20 protein-coding genes and 2 pseudogenes are annotated in these 20,694 nt (G+C 43.4%); 12 read left to right on the plus strand and 10 right to left on the minus strand.

All coding sequences use genetic code 11. The annotated features are described in order from the left end of the window. Positions 1-14 precede the first annotated feature (14 nt). Together tuf and rpsJ are read left to right on the plus strand one after the other, a co-directional pair. A complete protein-coding gene (gene tuf, locus N0824_RS19615; protein ID WP_108937963.1) occupies positions 15-1,244 on the plus strand; it encodes an elongation factor Tu in 1,230 nt (409 codons plus the stop codon). Positions 1,245-1,334: 90 nt separating this feature from the next. Continuing rightward, positions 1,335-1,652: a 30S ribosomal protein S10 gene (gene rpsJ / locus N0824_RS19620; RefSeq protein WP_002800099.1), complete on the plus strand. Its 318-nt coding sequence runs from the start codon at positions 1,335-1,337 to the stop codon at positions 1,650-1,652. Positions 1,653-1,814: 162 nt separating this feature from the next. Here the strand turns inward: rpsJ and glyQ are convergent, their stop codons facing one another. Next, positions 1,815-2,690 (minus strand): glycine--tRNA ligase subunit alpha, encoded by an 876-nt coding sequence (gene glyQ / locus N0824_RS19625; RefSeq protein WP_108937964.1) that lies wholly within the window; start codon positions 2,688-2,690, stop codon positions 1,815-1,817. 177 nt (positions 2,691-2,867) lie between these two features. Then, positions 2,868-3,791 carry a serine/threonine protein kinase gene (locus N0824_RS19630; protein ID WP_108937965.1) on the minus strand — a complete coding sequence of 308 codons (924 nt, stop codon included), beginning with the start codon at positions 3,789-3,791 and terminating at the stop codon, positions 2,868-2,870. Positions 3,792-4,098: 307 nt separating this feature from the next. Between N0824_RS19630 and N0824_RS19635 the strand changes: the two are divergent. From N0824_RS19635 to hemC, 3 genes and pseudogenes are all read left to right on the plus strand, one after another. Next, positions 4,099-4,359: pseudogene (locus N0824_RS19635) on the plus strand (Uma2 family endonuclease); the annotation flags it as partial. Between the two features lie 94 nt (positions 4,360-4,453). Continuing rightward, positions 4,454-4,555: pseudogene (locus tag N0824_RS21500) on the plus strand (element excision factor XisI family protein); the annotation flags it as partial. A 323-nt stretch (positions 4,556-4,878) separates the two neighbouring features. Next, positions 4,879-5,838: a hydroxymethylbilane synthase gene (gene hemC, locus N0824_RS19645; protein WP_108937967.1), complete on the plus strand. Its 960-nt coding sequence runs from the start codon at positions 4,879-4,881 to the stop codon at positions 5,836-5,838. Positions 5,839-5,859: 21 nt separating this feature from the next. Here hemC and N0824_RS19650 read toward each other — a convergent pair whose 3' ends face one another. The 4 genes from N0824_RS19650 to N0824_RS19665 form a co-directional block, all read right to left on the minus strand. Continuing rightward, on the minus strand, positions 5,860-6,753 hold the full coding sequence (locus N0824_RS19650; protein ID WP_108937968.1) for a sulfite exporter TauE/SafE family protein: 894 nt from the start codon (positions 6,751-6,753) through the stop codon (positions 5,860-5,862). Positions 6,754-6,985: 232 nt separating this feature from the next. Further along, a complete protein-coding gene (locus tag N0824_RS19655) occupies positions 6,986-7,537 on the minus strand; it encodes a rhodanese-like domain-containing protein (RefSeq protein ID WP_108937969.1) in 552 nt (183 codons plus the stop codon). A 22-nt stretch (positions 7,538-7,559) separates the two neighbouring features. Next, the gene (locus tag N0824_RS19660) at positions 7,560-8,261 is read right to left on the minus strand and encodes an MBL fold metallo-hydrolase (RefSeq protein ID WP_108937970.1); all 702 of its coding nucleotides are present in this window, start codon (positions 8,259-8,261) and stop codon (positions 7,560-7,562) included. 203 nt (positions 8,262-8,464) lie between these two features. Next, positions 8,465-8,758 (minus strand): ferredoxin, encoded by a 294-nt coding sequence (locus N0824_RS19665; protein ID WP_108937971.1) that lies wholly within the window; start codon positions 8,756-8,758, stop codon positions 8,465-8,467. Positions 8,759-9,851: 1,093 nt separating this feature from the next. Between N0824_RS19665 and ndhC the strand changes: the two genes are divergently transcribed. From ndhC to N0824_RS19690, 5 genes are all read left to right on the plus strand, one after another. Beyond that, the gene (ndhC, locus tag N0824_RS19670) at positions 9,852-10,214 is read left to right on the plus strand and encodes a photosynthetic/respiratory NAD(P)H-quinone oxidoreductase subunit C (protein WP_002739390.1); all 363 of its coding nucleotides are present in this window, start codon (positions 9,852-9,854) and stop codon (positions 10,212-10,214) included. Between the two features lie 47 nt (positions 10,215-10,261). Continuing rightward, positions 10,262-11,005, plus strand: coding sequence for a photosynthetic/respiratory NAD(P)H-quinone oxidoreductase subunit K (ndhK, locus tag N0824_RS19675; RefSeq protein ID WP_002760976.1), 744 nt, complete (start codon positions 10,262-10,264; stop codon positions 11,003-11,005). Next, positions 11,006-11,509: an NAD(P)H-quinone oxidoreductase subunit J gene (locus N0824_RS19680; protein WP_002738424.1), complete on the plus strand. Its 504-nt coding sequence runs from the start codon at positions 11,006-11,008 to the stop codon at positions 11,507-11,509. A gap of 377 nt (positions 11,510-11,886) precedes the next feature. Then, positions 11,887-12,804, plus strand: coding sequence for a histone deacetylase (locus N0824_RS19685; protein WP_108937988.1), 918 nt, complete (start codon positions 11,887-11,889; stop codon positions 12,802-12,804). 115 nt (positions 12,805-12,919) lie between these two features. Continuing rightward, positions 12,920-14,113, plus strand: a complete 1,194-nt coding sequence (locus N0824_RS19690; protein ID WP_108937972.1) for a Coenzyme F420 hydrogenase/dehydrogenase, beta subunit C-terminal domain — start codon at positions 12,920-12,922, stop codon at positions 14,111-14,113. 154 nt (positions 14,114-14,267) lie between these two features. On the opposite strand, the gene N0824_RS20815 is transcribed toward N0824_RS19690, so the two are convergent. Continuing rightward, entirely contained in the window at positions 14,268-14,414 is a 147-nt protein-coding gene (locus N0824_RS20815) for a hypothetical protein (protein ID WP_158269568.1), read from the minus strand. 96 nt (positions 14,415-14,510) lie between these two features. Here N0824_RS20815 and N0824_RS19695 point away from each other — a divergent pair, with 96 nt between their 5' ends. Beyond that, positions 14,511-14,723, plus strand: coding sequence for a type II toxin-antitoxin system HicB family antitoxin (locus N0824_RS19695; RefSeq protein WP_002749012.1), 213 nt, complete (start codon positions 14,511-14,513; stop codon positions 14,721-14,723). Continuing rightward, on the plus strand, positions 14,723-14,947 hold the full coding sequence (locus N0824_RS19700; protein ID WP_108937973.1) for a type II toxin-antitoxin system HicA family toxin: 225 nt from the start codon (positions 14,723-14,725) through the stop codon (positions 14,945-14,947). The genes N0824_RS19695 and N0824_RS19700 overlap by 1 nt, the downstream gene beginning before the upstream one ends. A 986-nt stretch (positions 14,948-15,933) precedes the next feature. Here the strand turns inward: N0824_RS19700 and N0824_RS19710 are convergent. The 3 genes from N0824_RS19710 to N0824_RS19720 all read right to left on the minus strand — a co-directional run bounded on the left by N0824_RS19710 (position 15,934) and on the right by N0824_RS19720 (position 20,336). Continuing rightward, positions 15,934-17,895 carry a tetratricopeptide repeat protein gene (locus N0824_RS19710; protein ID WP_373456636.1) on the minus strand — a complete coding sequence of 654 codons (1,962 nt, stop codon included), beginning with the start codon at positions 17,893-17,895 and terminating at the stop codon, positions 15,934-15,936. 135 nt (positions 17,896-18,030) lie between these two features. Continuing rightward, the gene (locus N0824_RS19715) at positions 18,031-18,423 is read right to left on the minus strand and encodes a hypothetical protein (protein ID WP_108937975.1); all 393 of its coding nucleotides are present in this window, start codon (positions 18,421-18,423) and stop codon (positions 18,031-18,033) included. A 107-nt stretch (positions 18,424-18,530) separates the two neighbouring features. Then, the gene (locus tag N0824_RS19720; RefSeq protein WP_108937976.1) at positions 18,531-20,336 is read right to left on the minus strand and encodes an aspartate kinase; all 1,806 of its coding nucleotides are present in this window, start codon (positions 20,334-20,336) and stop codon (positions 18,531-18,533) included. Positions 20,337-20,694: the final 358 nt, after the last annotated feature.

The following is a 20,694-nucleotide window of genomic DNA, read 5'->3' on the forward strand; positions in this document are numbered from 1 at the left end:
GGAACAGAAAGTAAATGGCACGCGCTAAATTTGAACGGACGAAACCCCACGTTAACATCGGTACGATCGGTCACGTTGACCACGGCAAAACTACCCTCACCGCCGCCATCACGATGACCCTAGCGGCTCTGGGTAATGCCCAAGCTAAAAAATACGATGAAATCGATGCCGCTCCCGAAGAAAAGGCTCGCGGGATCACCATCAACACCGCTCACGTTGAGTACGAAACCGCCAGTCGCCACTATGCACACGTGGACTGCCCCGGCCACGCGGACTATGTAAAAAACATGATCACCGGTGCGGCACAGATGGACGGTGGTATTCTCGTGGTCTCGGCCGCCGATGGCCCGATGCCCCAAACCCGGGAACATATCCTGCTGGCTCGTCAGGTGGGGGTTCCTAACCTGGTGGTCTTCCTCAACAAAAAAGATATGGTGGACGACGAGGAGTTACTGGAACTGGTAGAACTGGAAGTGCGCGAACTTCTCAGCAGTTACGACTTTGCTGGCGACGAAATCCCCATTATTGCCGGTTCTGCGAAAGAAGCCCTCGACTACATGACCAAAAATCCCAAGGCCCAAAAAGGCGATAACGAGTGGGTGGACGCAATTTATGAATTAATGGAAGCGGTGGATAGCTATATCCCCACCCCCGAACGGGATATCGATAAACCCTTCCTGATGGCGGTAGAAGACGTATTCTCGATTACTGGTCGGGGGACGGTGGCTACCGGTCGGATCGAACGCGGTATTGTGAAAGTGGGTGATAACGTGGAATTGGTCGGGATCAGAGATACCCGCGCCACCACCGTCACCGGGATCGAAATGTTCAAGAAAAGTCTCGACCAAGGGATGGCTGGTGACAACGCTGGTATCCTCCTGCGTGGTATCCAAAAAACCGATATCGAGCGCGGCATGGTGATCGCTAAACCGGGTACAATCAAACCCCACACCCAGTTTGAAGGTGAGGTGTATGTGTTAAGTAAAGAAGAAGGTGGTCGTCACACTCCTTTCTTTAAAAACTATCGTCCTCAGTTCTATGTACGGACAACTGACGTAACTGGCACTATCCAAGACTACACCGCCGATGATGGCAGCACTGTAGAAATGGTCATGCCGGGAGACCGGATCAAAATGACCGTGGAACTGATCAACCCGATCGCTATTGAACAGGGTATGCGCTTCGCTATTCGCGAAGGTGGTCGCACCATCGGTTCCGGCGTTATCTCGAAAATTATCAAGTAGGCTAATCTACTAATTAACGGGGCAGTGAATTTAAAAGCTGCTCCGTTACTGTCTTGATCTTGTACCTTGACAACTGCAATAGGTGAAATTATGGCTACGTTACAACAACAGAAAATTCGCATTCGTTTGAAAGCTTTTGACCGCCGCCTACTCGATACTTCCTGTGAGAAGATTGTCGATACTGCCAATAGAACTAACGCCACGGCGATCGGACCGATTCCCCTACCGACAAAAAGAAAGATTTATTGTGTCCTGCGTTCCCCTCACGTTGATAAGGACTCCCGTGAACATTTTGAAACCCGCACCCATCGCCGCATTATTGATATTTACCAACCCTCTTCTAAGACAATCGATGCTTTGATGAAATTAGATTTACCCGCAGGGGTTGATATTGAAGTTAAATTGTAAAAAATGCCAAAAAGATGTTATCGCTAACATCTTTTTTTCTTTCCCACTATCCTATACTTTTTAAACAAGATTTAGTATAAATAGGATTTTTTATAAAAAAAAGTTATTAAACGAGGGCCAATACAATTGCTAGGGGTGCATCGCCAAAGATGCACCAGATTGCTAAACCCTTTGTAGGGGAAAACCTAAAGCTTCTCGTTGCTGTAAATACAATTGAGCAACCTGTCGAGCTAAATTGCGAATTCTGCCGATATAACGGGTTCTTTCAGCTACAGCAATCACACCTCTAGCATCGAGTAAATTAAAAGTATGGGAACATTTGAGAACATAATCTAGACTGGGAATCACCAGAGAGCGATCAATTAATTGTTTAGCTTCCTGTTCATATAAACTGAATAAACTAAATAATAACTCAGGATTAGAAGCCTCAAAATTGTAGGTACATTGTTCGATTTCATTTTGTAGAAAAATATCGCCGTAGAGGATATTTTCATTCCATTGAATTTTATTAATTGCCTCCACATCTTGCAGATACATAGCTAATCTTTCTAAACCATAGGTAATTTCGATTGCCACGGGACGACAATCGATCCCCCCACACTGTTGAAAGTAGGTAAATTGGGTGATTTCCATACCATCTAACCACACTTCCCAACCCACACCCCAAGCACCGAGGGTGGGAGATTCCCAGTTATCTTCCACAAAGCGAATATCGTGATCTTCTGGGTTAATTCCTAACACCCGCAGGGAGTCTAAATAGATTTCCTGAATATTATTAGGAGAGGGTTTAATTAGGACTTGATATTGATAGTAATGCTGAAAACGATTGGGATTTTCGCCATAACGGCCATCCGTAGGACGACGACAGGGTTCCACATAGGCAACGGCCCAAGGTTCCGGACCAATTGCCCTTAAAAAGGTATGGGGACTCATGGTTCCCGCGCCTTTTTCGGTATCATAGGGTTGAGCAACTAAACAACCACGAGCGGCCCAAAATTCATTTAATTTAGCGATAACAGCTTGGAAAGTTAAAGACATGGGAAAAAGTAAAAAAGCGGGTTAGGGGTTGGGGAAGTGGGAATTATAAATTATAAATTATGAATTATGAATTGGGAAGTGGGGAAGTGGGGAAGTGGGGAAGTGGGGAGCTTTTCAGTGATCAGTAAACTGATAACTGATAACTGATAACTGATAACTGTCTCCTGACGGTTAAAGTCATTGACTTACTTTTAACTGCAAGCGAAAGTGAACGGGGGTAGAAGATTGGGGGAGAATAACTAATTCATAAAATCCCTCTTCGGGTAATTGACCGGACCATTGCCGATCGCTAGACTTGTCTAAAAGGGTAATATTACCCGTGGGAGAGTAGAAAGATAGTAAAACTTCGCCTTCCGTCTCTAAATTTAAGTCTAACCGATCACTGGAACGCAATTTTATTGCATAGGCTTTTCCTTGTCCCTCGCTGAGAATTGCCTCGATAACTTCCTCTCCCCCCGCGTCTAAACTTTCGATCGCTTGGTAGGATAGGCCAGACTGTAAAGATTGTAACTGATTCCAGGCCAAACCACTCCATAGTTGACCTAGGCTCTTATCAAAACTTGGTCTTTCTGTTAATTCGGGAAATAGCTGAAAAAAAGCAGTATCAGTGAGTAAATTAAGGACTCTACTGCTTAAACGTAACTGATTTACTTGTTCTCGCCATTTTTCTCGCTGTTGCTCGTTGTAGCTACCCAATGCTTCTCTAGTGCCAGAATCGAGACCTTCTAAGCGATCGAGGATTTCTGCTGCTAAAATATCTCTTTGTTCCTGTTTCTGTTTTTCCTCTTTGATATCCCCATAGCGGAGGCTAAACAATTCATTGACGAGATTTTTAAAAAACCGACCATCAATTCTCAACTCTAGACGGCGCTTTCTCATCTCGGCTTTCCGTTGCCATGCCGTATCTGTGGCAGAATTAAAATTATTTTCCTCCGTGGCAAAAACGGGTTTAACGGTTTCGGGTTGATTACTGTGTTTAACCCACTGTTTCCCGATTAACCAGCCTATTGCCGCCGATAATAACATCAAGAGGCAAAAAATAGCGATCCTGCCGGAACAGCCGAGAAAAACGGGCGATTTATTCCGAGAATTAGCGGCCATTGTCTCCTGAGACGATTTGGGGTTTTGATATGTAAAGATGAGATTACCACAAATAATAGGCTAGGACGCATTTTAACCGCCTATCCTTAGATTAGCTGAATCTCCCCCAATCCCTTTACTGTTGCCCCTTGTCTCATCTCATACTAAATTGTTTAAAAAGTATAGGATAGTGGGGTGTGGGGTGTGGGGTGTGGGGTGTGGGGAGAAACAATTAATAACTTGAGAGTTAATCACACTATTAAAAACGGATTTGGTATCAACAAGCAGTTTAAATACACGGACAGCTTATTATTCATAGCAGATAACCATGACTACAACTCAACCCCTATCCCCTAGCCAAACCGCCCGAAAAGATCAGATAATCTTCCCAAAGGGTGAATTTTGGAGTGATGAACCGCCCTTGGAAAGTAATTTACATCTAACTCAGATTATTTTATTGATAAAATGCCTAGAATGGTTATGGCAAGATAGAGAAGATTACTTTGCAACCGGGAATTTAACCATCTACTACAGACCAAATCAGAAAAAATCAGAATACTTTAGAGGACCCGACTTTTTTGTAGTATTACTAAGATTAAACAATTACCTGAACCGCCACAGGATGAATACACTAAGATGATTTTAGAAATGCTTAAGGTGCAAAAGGGCGATTTTGGGTATGAGTTAGCAATGAATTAGTTAATTTAGGTGTTCCCAAAGAGGATATTATCTTAGCTTTTCATCAACCTTTAGTTAGACCCTATACAGGGTTTACAGTCGGTTAATTTTTTAGATAAGCTAAGACGTATTTAAACCGCTTATTCTTGGATTAGCCGAATCTCCTGCAATCCCTTACTGTTGCCTCTTGCCTCTTGCCTCGTCTCAACAAGCAATTTAAATTACGAACAGCTTGCCAGCGCAGCAACCGAACCACCGACCTTTAAACTTTGACCCCTTTCCGAAAACCCCATCACCCTATTTGTCTAAAAATATTAAGAGATGTAACTATTTATGCCTAACCTAGAAAGTGATTACTCAACAGGGGTGAGATCAGGATAGTCTAGATCGAGCAGTCCGATAGATGTTTAGTTAAATTCCTACTTCAGATATGTCCGTTTCTAGTCCTCCTCGTTCCCTGCGTATCGGTTCGCGTAAAAGTCAGTTAGCCCTAGTACAAACCTATTGGGTACAGGCAGAATTGAGTAAACACCACCCCCATCGACAGTTTGAGGTGGAGACGATGAGTACCCAAGGCGATAAAATTCTCGATGTGGCCCTAGCGAAAATCGGTGATAAGGGTTTATTTACCAAAGAACTAGAAGTGGGAATGTTGGATAGATCGATCGATCTTGCTGTCCATTCTCTCAAGGATCTGCCCACTAATTTACCGGAAGGCTTAATCTTGGGTTGCGTCACGGAAAGAGTTAATCCGGCCGATGCTTTGGTGGTAAATAGCCAAAATCAAGACTATCAATTAGACACTTTACCGGAAGGTGCGGTGGTGGGGACTTCTTCCCTGCGGCGATTGGCCCAGTTGCGTTACCATTATCCCCATCTGACTTTTAAAGATGTGCGCGGCAATGTCAACACCCGTCTGGCAAAACTGGACGCGGGAGAATACGACGCGATTATTCTGGCAGTAGCGGGATTGGAAAGGTTAGGATTAGGCGATCGAGTTCATCAGGTTATTCCGGCGGCAATTTCTCTCCATGCGGTGGGACAGGGGGCTTTAGGGATAGAATGCCGCGATGCTGATCCGGAGGTTTTGGAAGTCCTAAAAGTGTTGGAACACGCCCCTAGCCGCGATAGATGCTATGCTGAACGCGCTTTTTTACGGGAGTTGGAAGGGGGTTGTCAAGTTCCCATCGGAGTGAATACGGCGATCGAGGATGGTATCCTAACTTTAACGGGTATGGTGGCTAGTCTCGACGGTAAGCGCCTGATTAAGGACTCGGTTAGCGGTGATCCTAGCCATGGGGAAGTCTTAGGACGAGATTTAGCCCATAAAGTGCGCGACGCTGGTGCTGGAGAGATTTTAGCCGAGATTTTCGCTGAAGTGGGCCGATAATCAGTCATCAGTGATCGGTTATCAGTTATCAGTCTTAACTAGGGTTGGCTGAATAAATCTAACCTTTTCCGCCGGGATGAGAGAATGGCCTTTCGGAGTCAGGAAATTGTGCAGGATGTGACGATTTTGAATTAAAACTAAAGTTGCGATCGCTAAGAGAAAATAACCAAAACCTTTTTGTAACTGTTTTGCGGACACAAACTGTCCCAGATAGGAACCGATAAAAGTACCGAGAGCAGCCGCAAAAGCAAAGGATAGGGTTAACTGCCAATCGACGCTAATATGACCTAAATAGCCCAGTAATCCGGCTACAGAATTGAGGGAAATAATCAGCAGGGAAGTTGCGATCGCTTGAACCATGGGGATTTTACCCAATAATACCAGTGCGGGAACGATAGCGAAGCCTCCCCCAACCCCAACTAATCCCGTCAGGACACCCACAGCAATTCCTTCGCTCATTAACCAGAGCCAGCAATATCGGCACAATGGTTGGGGGTAGAGAGTCAGATCTTTTTGCCGATCGCGGGCCTTATAATCAGGATTATCTATCTGTGCTGATCTGCGGATCATAAAGGCTGCCGCTATAAGCATTAGTGTCGCAAACAGGAGCATCTGGAAGGTTGCAGTGACAAAGGGTAATGTGGCTAATCTTGCTCCCAAAAAAGCCCCTACCATCGTCGCAGAACCGAAGATAAAAGCGGTTTTTAAGTTAATGTTGCCTTTTTTCCAGTGGGGAATCGTGGCGAGTAAACTGACACTACCGATGACTAGAAGCGTCATAGCGATCGCCGATTTGGTCGGTACTCCCATCACATAGACTAGAATCGGTAATGCTAGTACAGAACCTCCTCCCCCCAGCAATCCCAGACTAATCCCCGTACAAACGGCTAATAAATGTCCAATTAACCAAGTCATTTCAGTTATCAGTTATTTTAGCGATCGGTCGTCAGGAGGCAGGAGATACGGTGATAGGGTTTTAGGGTGTTGGGGTGGTCACTGCGTGCGCGACGTTCGGCGACGCTCAGTCGAGCCGTTGCGGGGGGTGTTAGGGTGTTGGGGTTTTAGTTGAAATTCCCCCACTTCCCCACTTCCCAATTCATAATTTATAATTCATAATTTATAATTCCCACACCCCTCACCCAACCCCCTATTTCCCCCGATGGGGTTGATTATAAGGAAGTTTAGCCAGAAGCATAGCTAAAGCACAGGTATTACTAATCCCCGCAAAAACTAGACCAGAACCGACAAAACCGCTTAAAATCAGGAACCAAGGCGAGAGAAAGGCTCCTAATACTGTTCCGAGGACAACTAGGGAACCAGCAACGATCTGCACCTGACGAAATAGGCTAATTGGCGCATTTTGGTCTTTTTCGGTGGCATAACCCGCACTTTTCCAAGTATTTAAGCCGTTTTTTAGCTGGGCAACTTCGCTAAATCCTGCCGCAATCAGTTTTTGTGCCGCTAAAGTAGACCGGCTGCCGGAATTACAGTAGAGAACTAGGGTTTGATTGGGGTCAAAAGCGATCGAATTAGGGTTAAAACTGGAAAGTGGTACTAATTTCGCCCCTGGAATGCGATCGCTGGTGTACTCCCCCGGTTCTCGCACGTCAATTAAGCAAACTTCTCGGCGCTCAATTAAGTTTTTTAAAGTATGGGCATCAAATTCTAGTAATTTTGCTTGATTTGTGGTATGGGTCATCGTTAATCTCCTGAATATATCTTTAAGCTAAAACAACTCCTAAATTACCGCAGCCTTGGTTAGCGGGAACTGCCTCCATGATCTTTTTGGGATCGGGTAAATTAAGACTGTTCATAAACTCGATAAATTGTCTGCGGTTACGTCCGACAAAACGGGGATTGTATTGTTTTTCTTCGGCAATGGTGGAGACAGTTAAACCGCGATAGTCGTGGCCGGGATAAACTAGGGTACTATCGGGAAGAGTGAAAAGTTTTTGCGTGACCGAATCAAAGAGAGTACCAGCATCGCCGCTTTGGAAGTCGGTACGACCACAACCTCGGATAAATAGAGCATCTCCTGTCAAAATATGACTGTTATTGAATAAATAGGCTAGATGACTATCGGTGTGGCCGGGAGTAGCGATCGCTTTGATGGTGATATTTCCTAGTAACAATTCCTCTCCATCCGTCAGATGGCGATCAGCACAGGCTACTTGGGCATTTTCGGGAACTATACCCAGACAGCCTGTGATTTGCCTTAATTTTCCAGTTCCTGTGACGTGATCGGCGTGAATATGGGTTTCTAAACAGTATTTTAGTGTTAATCCTAGCTCCCGTAATTGCCGATCATCCCTTTCCACCTGTTCCCGCACTGGATCCACCAATACCGCTTCCTTGCTGACGGGATCGGCAATCAAATAAGTATAAGTGCTGGTTTCGGGATCGAACATCTGACGGAATAGCATGATCTCTTACTCCCTTTGTATAACTTTATAACTATACTACCATATACTTATAAATTTGTAGGAACCCTCTAGCAGGATTAATTTTTTGGCTGTATCTCACCGTCGAGTCAAGAGGCAAAAATACAAATAAAGCGAGAACTGTCGCCCTTGCAGTTCCCGCTCTATTATTGTTGGAGTATCTAACCCCCAAATATTGAGTTAAATTAGTACAAATCTTCTTCTTTGTGGGTGACGATCACACAGTCAGAAGTAGGATAGGCGACACAGGTGAGGACATAACCCGCCTCAATTTGATCGTCATCTAAGAAGGATTGATCGGACTGATCAACGCTACCAGATTCGAGTTGACCAGCGCAACTAGAGCAAGCACCAGCACGGCAAGAAGAGGGTAGATTTAATCCTTTTTCTTCTGCTGCCTCGAGAATATATTCATTACTGGGAACATCAATTGTATGCTCGCCATCGGGTGTTTTCAGGGTGACTTTATAAGTTGCCATAGGTTGTTCCTCTTAATCAATCTAGTGAAAACGGCAGTGTCAAAATTGCCTTTTCTCGCCGTTTAGACTGAACGGGTCGAATGAGTTTCCTTTCTGATACTACGCGAAAATTTACCCAGCTTAACTTAGCATTAGTAATCACAGCCTTAAATAAACTTAAAATAATATTTACTTATCACTTTAGCAGATTAGCTGTTTAATTAAAAGTTGATACAATAGCCTTGTCTCGTAAAACAAAAGTCTGCATAGCCCATCCTTCCCTAATGCCTTAAAAAGGGTTGATTCGGGCAAATAGCGCAAAGAGCGTCAGCAGACAACTGATAACGCACCAAATCGAAGAAAATCTAGTAGAAATGATTTGGCTACAGTTAACAACTCTTTTGAGCAGATTTTATGGGATGGCGAAAAGTTTTCTTGTGGTTAAACGACTGTTCGAGTTTTTTGTAAATTTCAATTATTGAATTTTCCTAACCTTAAAAAATACGAGACCTTTTCACATTTTATTTAGGGATGCTATAGCTAAAAAAGTTAATCTGGCTGGGGATTTTAAATTGTACTCGTCACTATTTAAATTGTCATCGTCATGATCTAATCAGTCTTATTTTAAGACAAAAACAAGCTATTAAGAGATTTAGCAAAATTCTAGGGGGTCAGTTTTAGTAACTGCATAATGATATATTGTCTTAAGCGATCGCTGCTTTGAGCCTGTGCATTAACAAACAAACTATAATCCGCTGGACAGCATTTCTCATAATTTGAACTGCCTAGGAGAAATTTTAGTACAAATGCTCGGAATTACCACTCTGGTACTCATTAAGATAGTCAACAGCTGATCCCAGCCACCTCTTTTTTACCATATTTGGCTACACTTTGCTTCTCATAGGGATTGTAGACTTCCTTGTCACCCCGTCAGAGTTAAGAGCAAAACAGAGACAGAAGCGAAGCTCAACCCGATGATTAGCTAATGGTATCGATAAACATCTTCAATGCTGCTTTTGAGAAGGAGAGGGGTTGCTAAAGCCTCTATAATAAGTAGCCATAGAGATGCCGACAACTTCCCCTGTCGATAGCGAATAAGGAGAAAAAAAACCCAGTGTTTGTCCTCAAAGGTTACGAGTATTTTCTAGGATTTCTGCTCGCTTGCAGTTTAGTACCAATCCTATCCCTAACTGCCTCCAAAGTCCTGCGGCCTAGTGGTGGCGGTCCGGAAAGACGCACTACCTATGAATCGGGGATGGAACCGATCGGCGGTGCTTGGATTCAGTTTAACATTCGTTATTATATGTTTGCCCTCGTTTTCGTGGTTTTTGACGTGGAAACCGTCTTTCTCTACCCTTGGGCAGTGGCTTTCAATCAATTGGGCCTATTAGCTTTTGTAGAAGCACTGATCTTTATTGCTATCCTTGTGGTTGCTCTCGTCTATGCTTGGCGGAAAGGAGCCTTAGAATGGTCATAGCGGCCATAATTTTCCTTATTTTTGACTTTTCATGAGAGGATAACCCGATGAGTCCCAACCCTACCAGTGAATTTAAGCAAATTATCGAACAACAAAGCGAAAAAATCCTCAATCCCATCGAACGCACCAAAGTTACCCAGGATTTATCGGAAAATGTCATTCTCACTACCGTTGATGACCTGTATAACTGGGCGCGTTTGTCAAGTCTTTGGCCGATGCTATACGGTACAGCTTGCTGTTTTATCGAGTTCGCGGCCTTGATTGGTTCCCGTTTTGATTTCGATCGCTTTGGTTTAGTTCCCCGTTCTAGTCCCCGGCAAGCCGATTTAATCATCACTGCCGGTACAATCACCATGAAAATGGCCCCCGCTTTGGTGCGTCTGTACGAAGAAATGCCGGAACCTAAATACGTTATCGCCATGGGTGCCTGTACGATTACGGGGGGAATGTTCAGCAGTGACTCCACCACCGCAGTTAGAGGGGTAGATAAACTTATCCCCGTCGATGTCTATATACCCGGTTGTCCCCCCCGTCCGGAAGCGATTATCGACGCGATTATTAAACTGCGGAAAAAAGTCGCTAACGAATCTATTCAAGAACGTGGGACTGTTCTCCAGCAAACCAATCGTTATTACAGCACCACCCACAAAATGCAGGCCACGGAACCGATTCTTACGGGTAAATATCTACAATCGGCCACCCGTCAAGCACCTCCGAAAGAGTTACTAGAAGCCACTGGTATGCCTGTTCCCCCCGCTCTTTTGACCACGAAACAAAAGGAAGAAATCTAAATGACTGAAGAAACCACAGCTATTGTGCAAGCTGGCCCCACTTCGATTTGGTTAAGCGAAAATGGTTTTGATCATCAAGCTTTAGAAGCTGACCATAGTGGTGTGGAATTGATTAAAGTAGAAGCAGAATTTTTAATTCCTCTGGCCACTGCTTTATTCGCTTATGGCTTTAATTATCTCCAATGTCAGGGTGCTTACGATTTGGGACCGGGTAAGGAATTAGTTAGTTTCTATCATCTGGTCAAAGTAACCGATAATGTCGATAGTCCCGTGGAAGTGCGCTTAAAAGTCTTTCTTCCTAGAGATAATCCCAGGGTTGCTTCGGTTTACTGGATTTGGAAAGCCGCTGACTGGCAAGAACGAGAAAGTTATGATATGTTCGGCATTATTTATGAAGGACATCCCCACCTGAAACGGATTTTAATGCCGGAAGATTGGGTCGGTTGGCCTCTACGTAAAGATTACGTTTCTCCCGAATTCTACGAACTACAGGACGCTTACTAAGTCGAGAATTTAATCACTAATTAGGTTATTGATCCTATGGGGTTGGAAGATATTTCTAGCCCGATTTTTTTTTGATACTAAATCCGCTGAGTATGGACTACATATCAGGAGAGACACTCCTGCAAGGGGAGTGACTCTTATACTAAATTCGGTTATTAAAAACTGATTATTTATTCCCCCTTTTGCCCCTTGCCTTCTGCCTCTTGCCTCTCCTCATAAGTAGCCTATGCTCAACGGATTTAGTATAATTGCATCATCTGGCAAAAGTAGCCCGATCAGTAAAGTTTTTTCACTATAGCTCCTCAAGCTCCTGCTTTTCTGGTAGATTAAAACCATTGGGTTGCTCAAAAATCAACGAGTTAAGCAGTAATTTGATTATGATCTCGATTATCTATTCCGATGAATTTCTCGATCACGATACAGGTATTTACCATCCCGAAAAAGCGGCACGTTTAACGACAATTGTCGAGGCTTTAAAACAAAGAGAATGGCAGTCAAAATTAACATGGCATTTACCCACACCCATCGAAATTCGTGACGAAGTAATCCCTTTGATTAAACAAGTTCATAATCAAGATTATGTTGATAGATTGCGGCGAATTTGTCAACGGGGCGGGGGAAGATTGGATGCCGATACTCCCGTTTCTGCGCGTAGTTACGATGTGGCGTTACTAGCGGTTAGTGGCTGGTTAGATGGAGTCGATCGAGTTTTATCCACTGGCGATCCTGCCTTTATTTTAGCCCGTCCACCCGGACATCATGCCACTTCTAATTATGGCATGGGTTTCTGTCTGTTTTCTAATGCTGCTATTGCCGCCTATTATGCTTTAGAAAACAAAAGAGTGCAAAAAGTAGCGATTCTCGATTGGGACGTACATCACGGCAATGGCACCCAGGATATAGTCGAAAATCATCCCCAGATTGCCTATTGTTCCCTTCATCAATTCCCCTTTTATCCCGGCACGGGAGAAGCGAGAGAAAAAGGGGAGTTTAATAATGTTTTGAATATTCCCTTATCGGCGGGAAGTACGATTAAAGATTATCAAGAACATTTTGAGGGGCAAGTCATACCTTTTCTGAAAAATTTTCAACCGGATTTAGTGATTGTTAGTGCTGGATATGATGCCAATCAAGCGGATCCTCTGGCGGGAATTTGTTTACACCCACAAGATTATGGAATTTTAACCAAATACCTCTTAAGTCTCAATAAACCGCTGCTTTTCGGCTTAGAAGGCGGTTATGATTTAGAAACTTTAGCGGCTTCCGTCGTCGCCACCTTAGAAGCTTTGCTCTGATCCTATTCCGGGTAATCGTTACATTTCTTTAAAAAGATTGGTAACAAAGCGATCTAATGCGGTAAGGTAAACGATCGATAGAAAAAAACCCTTGACCTAGTTGCCTTTTAAGATTATGAACTCCCTTGCGCCACACCTCAAAGCCAAAGCCCTCAAGCCCAATAGTCGTCGTCCTGCCAAAGAATTGTGCAGCGAGTGCGGACTTTGTGACACTTATTATATTCACTATGTTAAAGACGCTTGTGCTTTTCTTAATCAACAAATCGCCGATTTAGAAGCAGAAGCACACGGCAAAAGTCGCGACTTAAATCAGGAAAATGATCTCTATTTTGGCGTTCATCAAGAGATGATGGCTGCCAAGAAAAAACAAGCTATCCCTGGGGCGCAATGGACAGGAATCGTCAGCACAATTGCCTGTGAAATGCTCAATCGTGGTTTAGTAGAAGGGGTGGTTTGTGTGCAGAATACCGCCGAGGATCGCTTTCAACCGCAACCGATTCTCGCCCGTACCACGGAAGAAATTCTCGCCGCTAAAGTTAATAAACCGACTCTTTCTCCCAATTTATCAGTCCTAGAAGAAATTGAAAAATCGGGCATGAAACGGTTATTAGTTATCGGAGTTGGTTGTCAAATTCAAGCCCTAAGAGCAGTAGAAAAAAAATTAGGCTTAGAAAAGTTATATGTCTTAGGAACTCCCTGCGTCGATAATGTCACCCGCTCAGGACTGCAAAAGTTTCTAGAAACTACCAGTCGTTCCCCAGAAACTGTGGTTCACTACGAATTTATGCAGGATTTTCGGGTACACTTTAAACACGAAGACGGCTCGATGGAAATGGTTCCCTTTTTTGGCTTAAAAACTAATAAATTAAAAGATGTTTTTGCCCCTTCCTGTATGACTTGTTTTGATTATGTTAACTCCCTTGCTGATTTAGTTGTGGGCTATATGGGCGCACCTTTTGGCTGGCAATGGATTATGGTTCGTAATGATACGGGCAAGGAAATGTTAGAGTTAGTTAAAGATCAATTAGACACCCAAGATGTTATGTCTAGTGGTGATAGAAAACAGGCGGTACAAAATAGCATTCCTGCCTACGATAAAGGTGTAACCTTGCCGATGTGGGCGGCAAAAATGATGGGAGTAGTAATTGAAAAAATCGGGCCCAAAGGGTTAGAATATGCTCGCTTTTCCATCGATTCTCACTTTACCCGTAATTACCTTTATGTTAAACGTAATTATCCTGAAAAATTAGCGGCTCATGTTCCTGAATATGCTAAAAAGATTGTGGAACAGTATAAATTGCCCGATTAATTAGGGTATGCTGAAAAAGTAGGGGCGCAACATTCGGATAGGAAATCTACGGTTTCAGCGATGGGTTATCCCCCGAATGTTCACCCCTTCTTCGACAATCTCTTATCAGTTATCAGTTATCAGTTATCAGTTATCAGTGAGCAGTGAGCAGTGATTAATTCAACCACTGTCGATGGTGGTGGGTTACTGGACTAGGTAATAGGTGTAGGGGTAATTCATGAATTACCCCTACAATAACGTTTGTCTGGATGTTGTCAAATTTTCTCTTGACAAAGGCGACTTGACATGATACTATATTCATAATGGAAAATCCTTGCGCCTACAGACCCTATTTTCAAGTCTCAATAATCGCCAATAAAAGCTTAGATAGCGATAATTTTTTTAAGGATTGAGAACCATGAACCATCAAAGAGAGTTTTATGTTGTCATTGAACGGGATGAGGATGGATATTATGTTGGGGAAGTTCCTCAACTTCGGGGTTGTTACAGTCAAGGGGAAACGATTGATGAATTGATGAAGAATATCAGGGAAGTGATTGAACTTTGCTTGGAAGATGACAATCCTGAAGATGTGTCGGAGTTTGTTGGAATTGAAAAGGTGTCTATCTGATGCCAAAATTACCGATATTAACCGGTGATGAAGTTATCAAAGCTTTAACTAAAATAGGGTTTCAATCTATCCGACAAAAAGGAAGTCATCTGCGCTTAAAACATGAAGATGGAAGAGTTGTCACCGTACCAGTTCATCGGGGGAAAACTGTTGGGAAAGGATTACTCTTAAAAATTTTACGCGATGCTGAACTGACACAAGAAGAATTTATTCGTCTGCTGTAATTTCAATCTTGATTTAAGCTTAATGTCCCCGTTTGTCTGGATGTTGTCAAAATTTCTCTTGACAAAGGCGACTTGACATGATACTATATTCACAATGGAAAATCCGTGCGCCTACAGACCCTATTTTCCAACGCTCTTAACTATGATTGGTTCATTCAATCAATCTTCATCTCTAATCTACTCTTAACTAGGTTCCTAGTCATAGTTCATCATTCAACATTCCAATCACAGTTAATGGTGGTGGTGCGTTACGACGGATTGTTAGCTTCAAGTTAAAGCGGAAATTTTTGCCGTCTAACGCACCCTACGTTTGTCTGGATGTTGTTAAATTTTCTCTTGACAAAGGCGACTTGACAGGATACTATATTCATAATGGAAAATCCGTGCGCCTACGAACCCTATTTTCCAACGCTCTTAACTATGATTGGTTTATTCAATCAATCTTCATCTCTAATCCACTCTTAACTAGCTCCCTAGTCATAGTTCATCATTCAACATTCCAATCACTGTCAATGGTGGTGGTGCGTTACGACGGATTGTTAGCTTCAAGTTAAAGCGGAAATTTTTGCCGTCTAACGCACCCTACGTTTGTCTGGATGTTGTTAAATTTTCTCTTGACAAAGGCGACTTGACAGGATACTATATTCATAATCGTAAATCCGTGCGCCTACAGACCCTCTTTTCCAACGCTCTTAACTATGATTGGTTCATTCAAGGCTCTCTTGGATTTGGTGGGTAAAATGTATTCTAAGATACAGTCCTACTGGCGAGGGAATGGAAGGAACCACAAAGGCACAAAGGACACAAAGATCGATTATGTTGTAGGTTAAGCTTATCGCACAGAGTCTGGAAGATTCCTATAATAAGTCTAAGCTGTGATTTGAATGATTGAGTGAATGCTATGATTGTGTTGTATTTGGCAAGTCTTTATCAATGATCAATTATAGTCTATCCCATAATTCCATAAATCACAGTTAAGACTGTTTTCAGGGATGAGGGGGTTTTGGTTTCAACATCTCCACCACCTCATCGGGAAACCGTTGTCTTAATTCTGCTTCGGGTAATTGGGATAACATCCTCAGATAATTCTGATAAACGGTTTGGGTATGGGGATGATTTTCCCCTAATGCTTGGATAGCAATATTAATCGCTTCTAGATAGAGAGGTTCCGCTTCTTTGTACCTGCCTTGGGAACGGTACAATTCTGCTAAATTGTTGAGGGAAAGTGCCACATCGGGATGATTGTCTCCTAAGAGTCGTTTATACAAATCTAATGCTTCTAGATAGAGAGGTTCCGCTTCTGTGTACCTGCCTTGGCAATCGTACAATGCTGCTAAATTGTTGAGGGATTGTGCCACATCGGGATGATTGTCTCCTAAGAGTCGTTTTCTCAAATCTAAAGCTTCTAGATAGAGAGGTTCCGCTTCTGTGTACCTGCCTTGGGAATTGTACAATAGTGCTAAATTGTTGAGGGAAGCTGCCACACGGGGATGATTGTCTCCTAAGAGTCGTTTACACAAATCTAAAGCTTCTAGATAGAGAGGTTCTGCTTCTGTGTACCTGCCTTGGGAATAGTACAAGTATGCTAAATTGTTGAGGGAAGTTGCCACATCGGGATGATTGTCTCCTAAGAGTCGTTTTCTCAAATCTAAAGCTTCTAGATAGAGAGGTTCTGCTTCTGTGTACCTGCCTTGGGAATCGTACAAGTGTGCTAAATTGTTGAGGGAAGTTGCCACATCGGGATGATTGTCTCCTAAGTGGGTTCGAGTTGCGGTTAAACAAGCTTGACAGTAAGGTTCAGCAGTAGCATACAATCCTTGTCCGTTATAGTACCAAGCTAAACCCGTATAGGACCATAATAAATCCTCATCAGCGATATATTGGGGATATTCCCCGACAGATGTTTGTAGATGGAGAAGGAAAGGTTTAAATTCTTCAACGATTTCTATAGTGGGATTCTGTGGCATTTCTGCCGATTTTTTGGCCATAATCCCACAATAACGGCGTTTTGCTGGTTCTGCGTGGGGTGATGCTTCTAACTTATCCCGAAAGTAGCGACGCAACAGGGGATGAATTTCATACCAACCATCACCCTTATCCTGAACTAAACTCAGGTGAACTAAACTATCGGTTAACCATTCCTCCACTGTATCCCCATCCTCATCGGGAAATAAATCCAGAATCATCCCCTTGGGAAAGGGCGCAAGAGCGAATAAACTGAGGTAAAGTGCCAAAATTTGCGCTTCTGGTTCGCTATGCAACTCCTCCCAACTGAGATTAAAGGCAGCTTTTAACCCTCTTTCCGCAGTCATTTCCCCATGAAACTTGGGATTTTTGTCTAAGATTGGCTCATCTAAGCCTTTTTCGGCTAATTTCTGCCGTATTTTGCTAATTTTCCAATCCTGTCGTCGTACCAGCAACCTTGCCACCAATTCTAACGCCAAGGGTAAATAACCTAAATCCTGACATAATAATTTAGCTGCCTCGATTTGTGTGTCAATTCTGTTGTCTTCAAGGTAGGAACGCAATAAATCAAGTGCATCTTTTTCTTTTAATACTTCTACCCGAAAAGTCGCAATTGTCGCTGATAAATATTCCTTGCGAGTGGTAATTAAAACCTGAAAGCGTTTGTCTTCTTGCGGTGGTAAATAATCCCTAATTTGCTGATAATCCCGCACATCATCAAAGATAATTAGGACATTTCCCGCTAACCAGTTTTGCCAACAATAACGAATTTTTACGTCTAATTCTCCCTCATCCGGTAAAGTTAATTTGAGATGTACCCGCGCAAAATCTAAAATAGAAGTACCGATAAAACCGCCGTCACTTTCTGCCACATTTAACCAACATATACCCCCGGGATAGGCTTTTTCTCGCCATTGTTGCCAGCCAAACTGTCTGGCTAGTTCGGTTTTACCTATGCCTCCCATTCCCGTTAAGGTAGATATAGCAAGCTTTTGGGATTGTTGTAATTGAGTTTTTAAGTCAATTAATTCCTGATCCCTACCAACAAATCTAGGGATATTACTATTAGATAAATTGTGAGGATGTTGTTTAACCTGTTCCTTAACAGGCGGCTGCAGTCAGGTTTTATTGATGTTTATATTTTCTGCTTGATAAACTTCACTAACCTGACCCTGATTCTGTAAATTTTGACCTCCAGAATTAGCCTGGTTCATACTACTACTATCCTGAATTTTCAAGGATTGAATTTCTGTTGCTAAACCCTTGACTTTTTCGGCGAAATCTGCTTCATCATTCATGGCAACCTTTAAATAATCTGCTACTTTTTCTAGATCAGTTTTTGACCCTTTTTCAGCAGCTTGTAAAGCTTTTTCAGCATTAGGATTAGCTTTAAGTTTATTCCAGATGATTTGCCGCAAAGTATTAATTTTTTCTAGAGCAGCTTCGGTAAATTTTTCTACAGTAGTCTGAAATACCAAAGCAACAATTGTCGCCACTGTTATCGGTTCCATAGATAAAATCGGGGTGATGAGGGTTAACTTATTTATCTGGTTTTTGGGGGGTTAAGTTGCCAACAATTAAACAACTCTTACCCCCATCATAGAACTTGTAATTTCATTTAGGCGGGTACTTCAATTTTACCCTGTCCGGCTAATCCAAAAGCGGCGTGAACCACTTGTAGGGCCCTGACTCCATCTTCCTGATTCACCACACAACTGATTTTTATATCAGAAGTAGCAATCATCAAAATATTAATTTTCTCCTTTGCTAAAGCTTCAAAAAAGCGTGCTGCTACCCCCGGTTGTCCTTCCATTCCTGAACCAACAATGCTCACTTTGGCCACATCATTATTAACCACCACTTCCTGTAAACCCAAACTTTCCGATAGTTCTAAGAGGATTTTTTGGGCTAAATTAGCATCAGCTTGGGGTAAAGTAAAAGCGATATCCCGTCGGGGAATACCATCGACAATGCGGCAGCGTTGGGATTGAATAATCATATCAACACTGACATTTTTTGCCGCTAAAACCGAGAAAATTCTCGCCGCCATCCCCGGGCGATCGGGGACGTTACGAATGGCCATTTGGGCCTGATTATTATCTAGGGCCACTCCCCTGACTGGGACTAAATTTTTAGGGATTTCGCAATGAGCAACTTTAGCAGAATACTCCACTTGAAAAGCATCACAAAGGACTTTAATTGCTTTTTCTCCGTCCGCTTCATCGATGACACAACTGACTTTTACTTCAGAAGTGGAGATCATTTCGATATTAATTGCCGCTGCGGCCAAAGTGCTAAATATTTGGGCAGCAATTCCCGGCCGGCCGATCATACCAGCGCCGGTAATGGCGATTTTAGCGGCCCCGGATTCGATGATCACTTCCGCTTCCTCTGTATTAGTGGGATGGGAACGTAAAACTGGTGCGATCGCTTCGGCCACGGATTGGGCTTTTTTCAAGGCATTTCCCATCACCGTAAAGGCGATATCGTTGCTGTCCCCCTCGTGAATCGATTGAATAATTAAATCCACGTCCACCTGTTGATGGGCAATTTCCCCGAATAAACGGGCAGCGATACCGGGACGATCAGGAACCCGTAAAAGGGAGATTTTCGCCTGATTACCGTCAAATTCCACCGCATCCACTGCTTTTGTCAATTCCAATCCTTGCAGGGTGCGCGGTTTCGGTGCTGGGGATGTCACCCAAGTACCCGGATCCTCTGTCCAACTGGAGCGGACAACCAAGGGAACCCCGAAATTTTTAGCGATTTCCACCGCTCGCGGGTGGAGAACTTTCGCCCCTAAACTGGCTAATTCGAGCATCTCATCGCAGGTGATTTGGTCTAAAAGACGCGCTTCGGGGACTAAACGGGGGTCAGTGGTGAGAATACCGGGTACATCGGTGTAAATTTCGCAAAAATCGGCTTTTAAGGCGGCCGCTAGGGCTACGGCCGAGGTATCGGACCCACCGCGTCCTAGGGTGGTAATCTCTAGTTGATCACTATCGCTGACACCTTGAAAACCGGCGACCACAACTACTTTACCCTCCGATAGATGACGGGAAAGGCGATCGGTTTTAATTTCTAAGATACGGGCCCGACTATGTTCGGATTCCGTGACAATTCCCACTTGAGCGCCGGTTAGGGAGATGGCCGGTTGTCCGATTTCCTCTAGGGCCATACTCATCAAGGCGATTGTTACCTGTTCCCCCGTGGATAATAACATATCCATCTCCCGGCGCGAGGGTTCGGCGGCGATTTGTTTGGCTAAATTGACCAATCCATCGGTGGTTTTACCCATGGCAGAAACGACCACCACCACGGTATTTCCTGCTATTACCGTATTTTTGACCCGTTGAGCGACCGATTGAATGCGTTCCACGGAACCTACCGATGTACCACCGTATTTTTGGACAATTACAGCCATAGTTGTCAGCGCTAGAGACTTTCTATCTTTGTTCAATCTCCAACTTATCAAAATTCCTAACGATAAGTGGTTTTGGTTAACATTCCTTATGTTTTATCAAATGCCGACTATCTGAATTAATCCTTAAGACTGCACCGGAGAAGGGAGCGCCGGAGCTAGGTTAAGGCAGTCCGATCATTTGTACTAAAATGTCAATAGGCAGTTTAAATACAGTACATTTATGCTATTAATAATATTTTGGCTCTCTTAGGTTTGGTGGGTATTATGAAAGATATTTTAATGTTAGATACAGTAATAATTATCAATTCTGATCCCCCCGCCTATCGGCACCCCCCTTATCAAGGGGGGCAGGGGGGAT

Source organism: Microcystis sp. 0824, assembly GCF_003112475.1.
Taxonomy (GTDB): domain Bacteria; phylum Cyanobacteriota; class Cyanobacteriia; order Cyanobacteriales; family Microcystaceae; genus Microcystis; species Microcystis aeruginosa_C.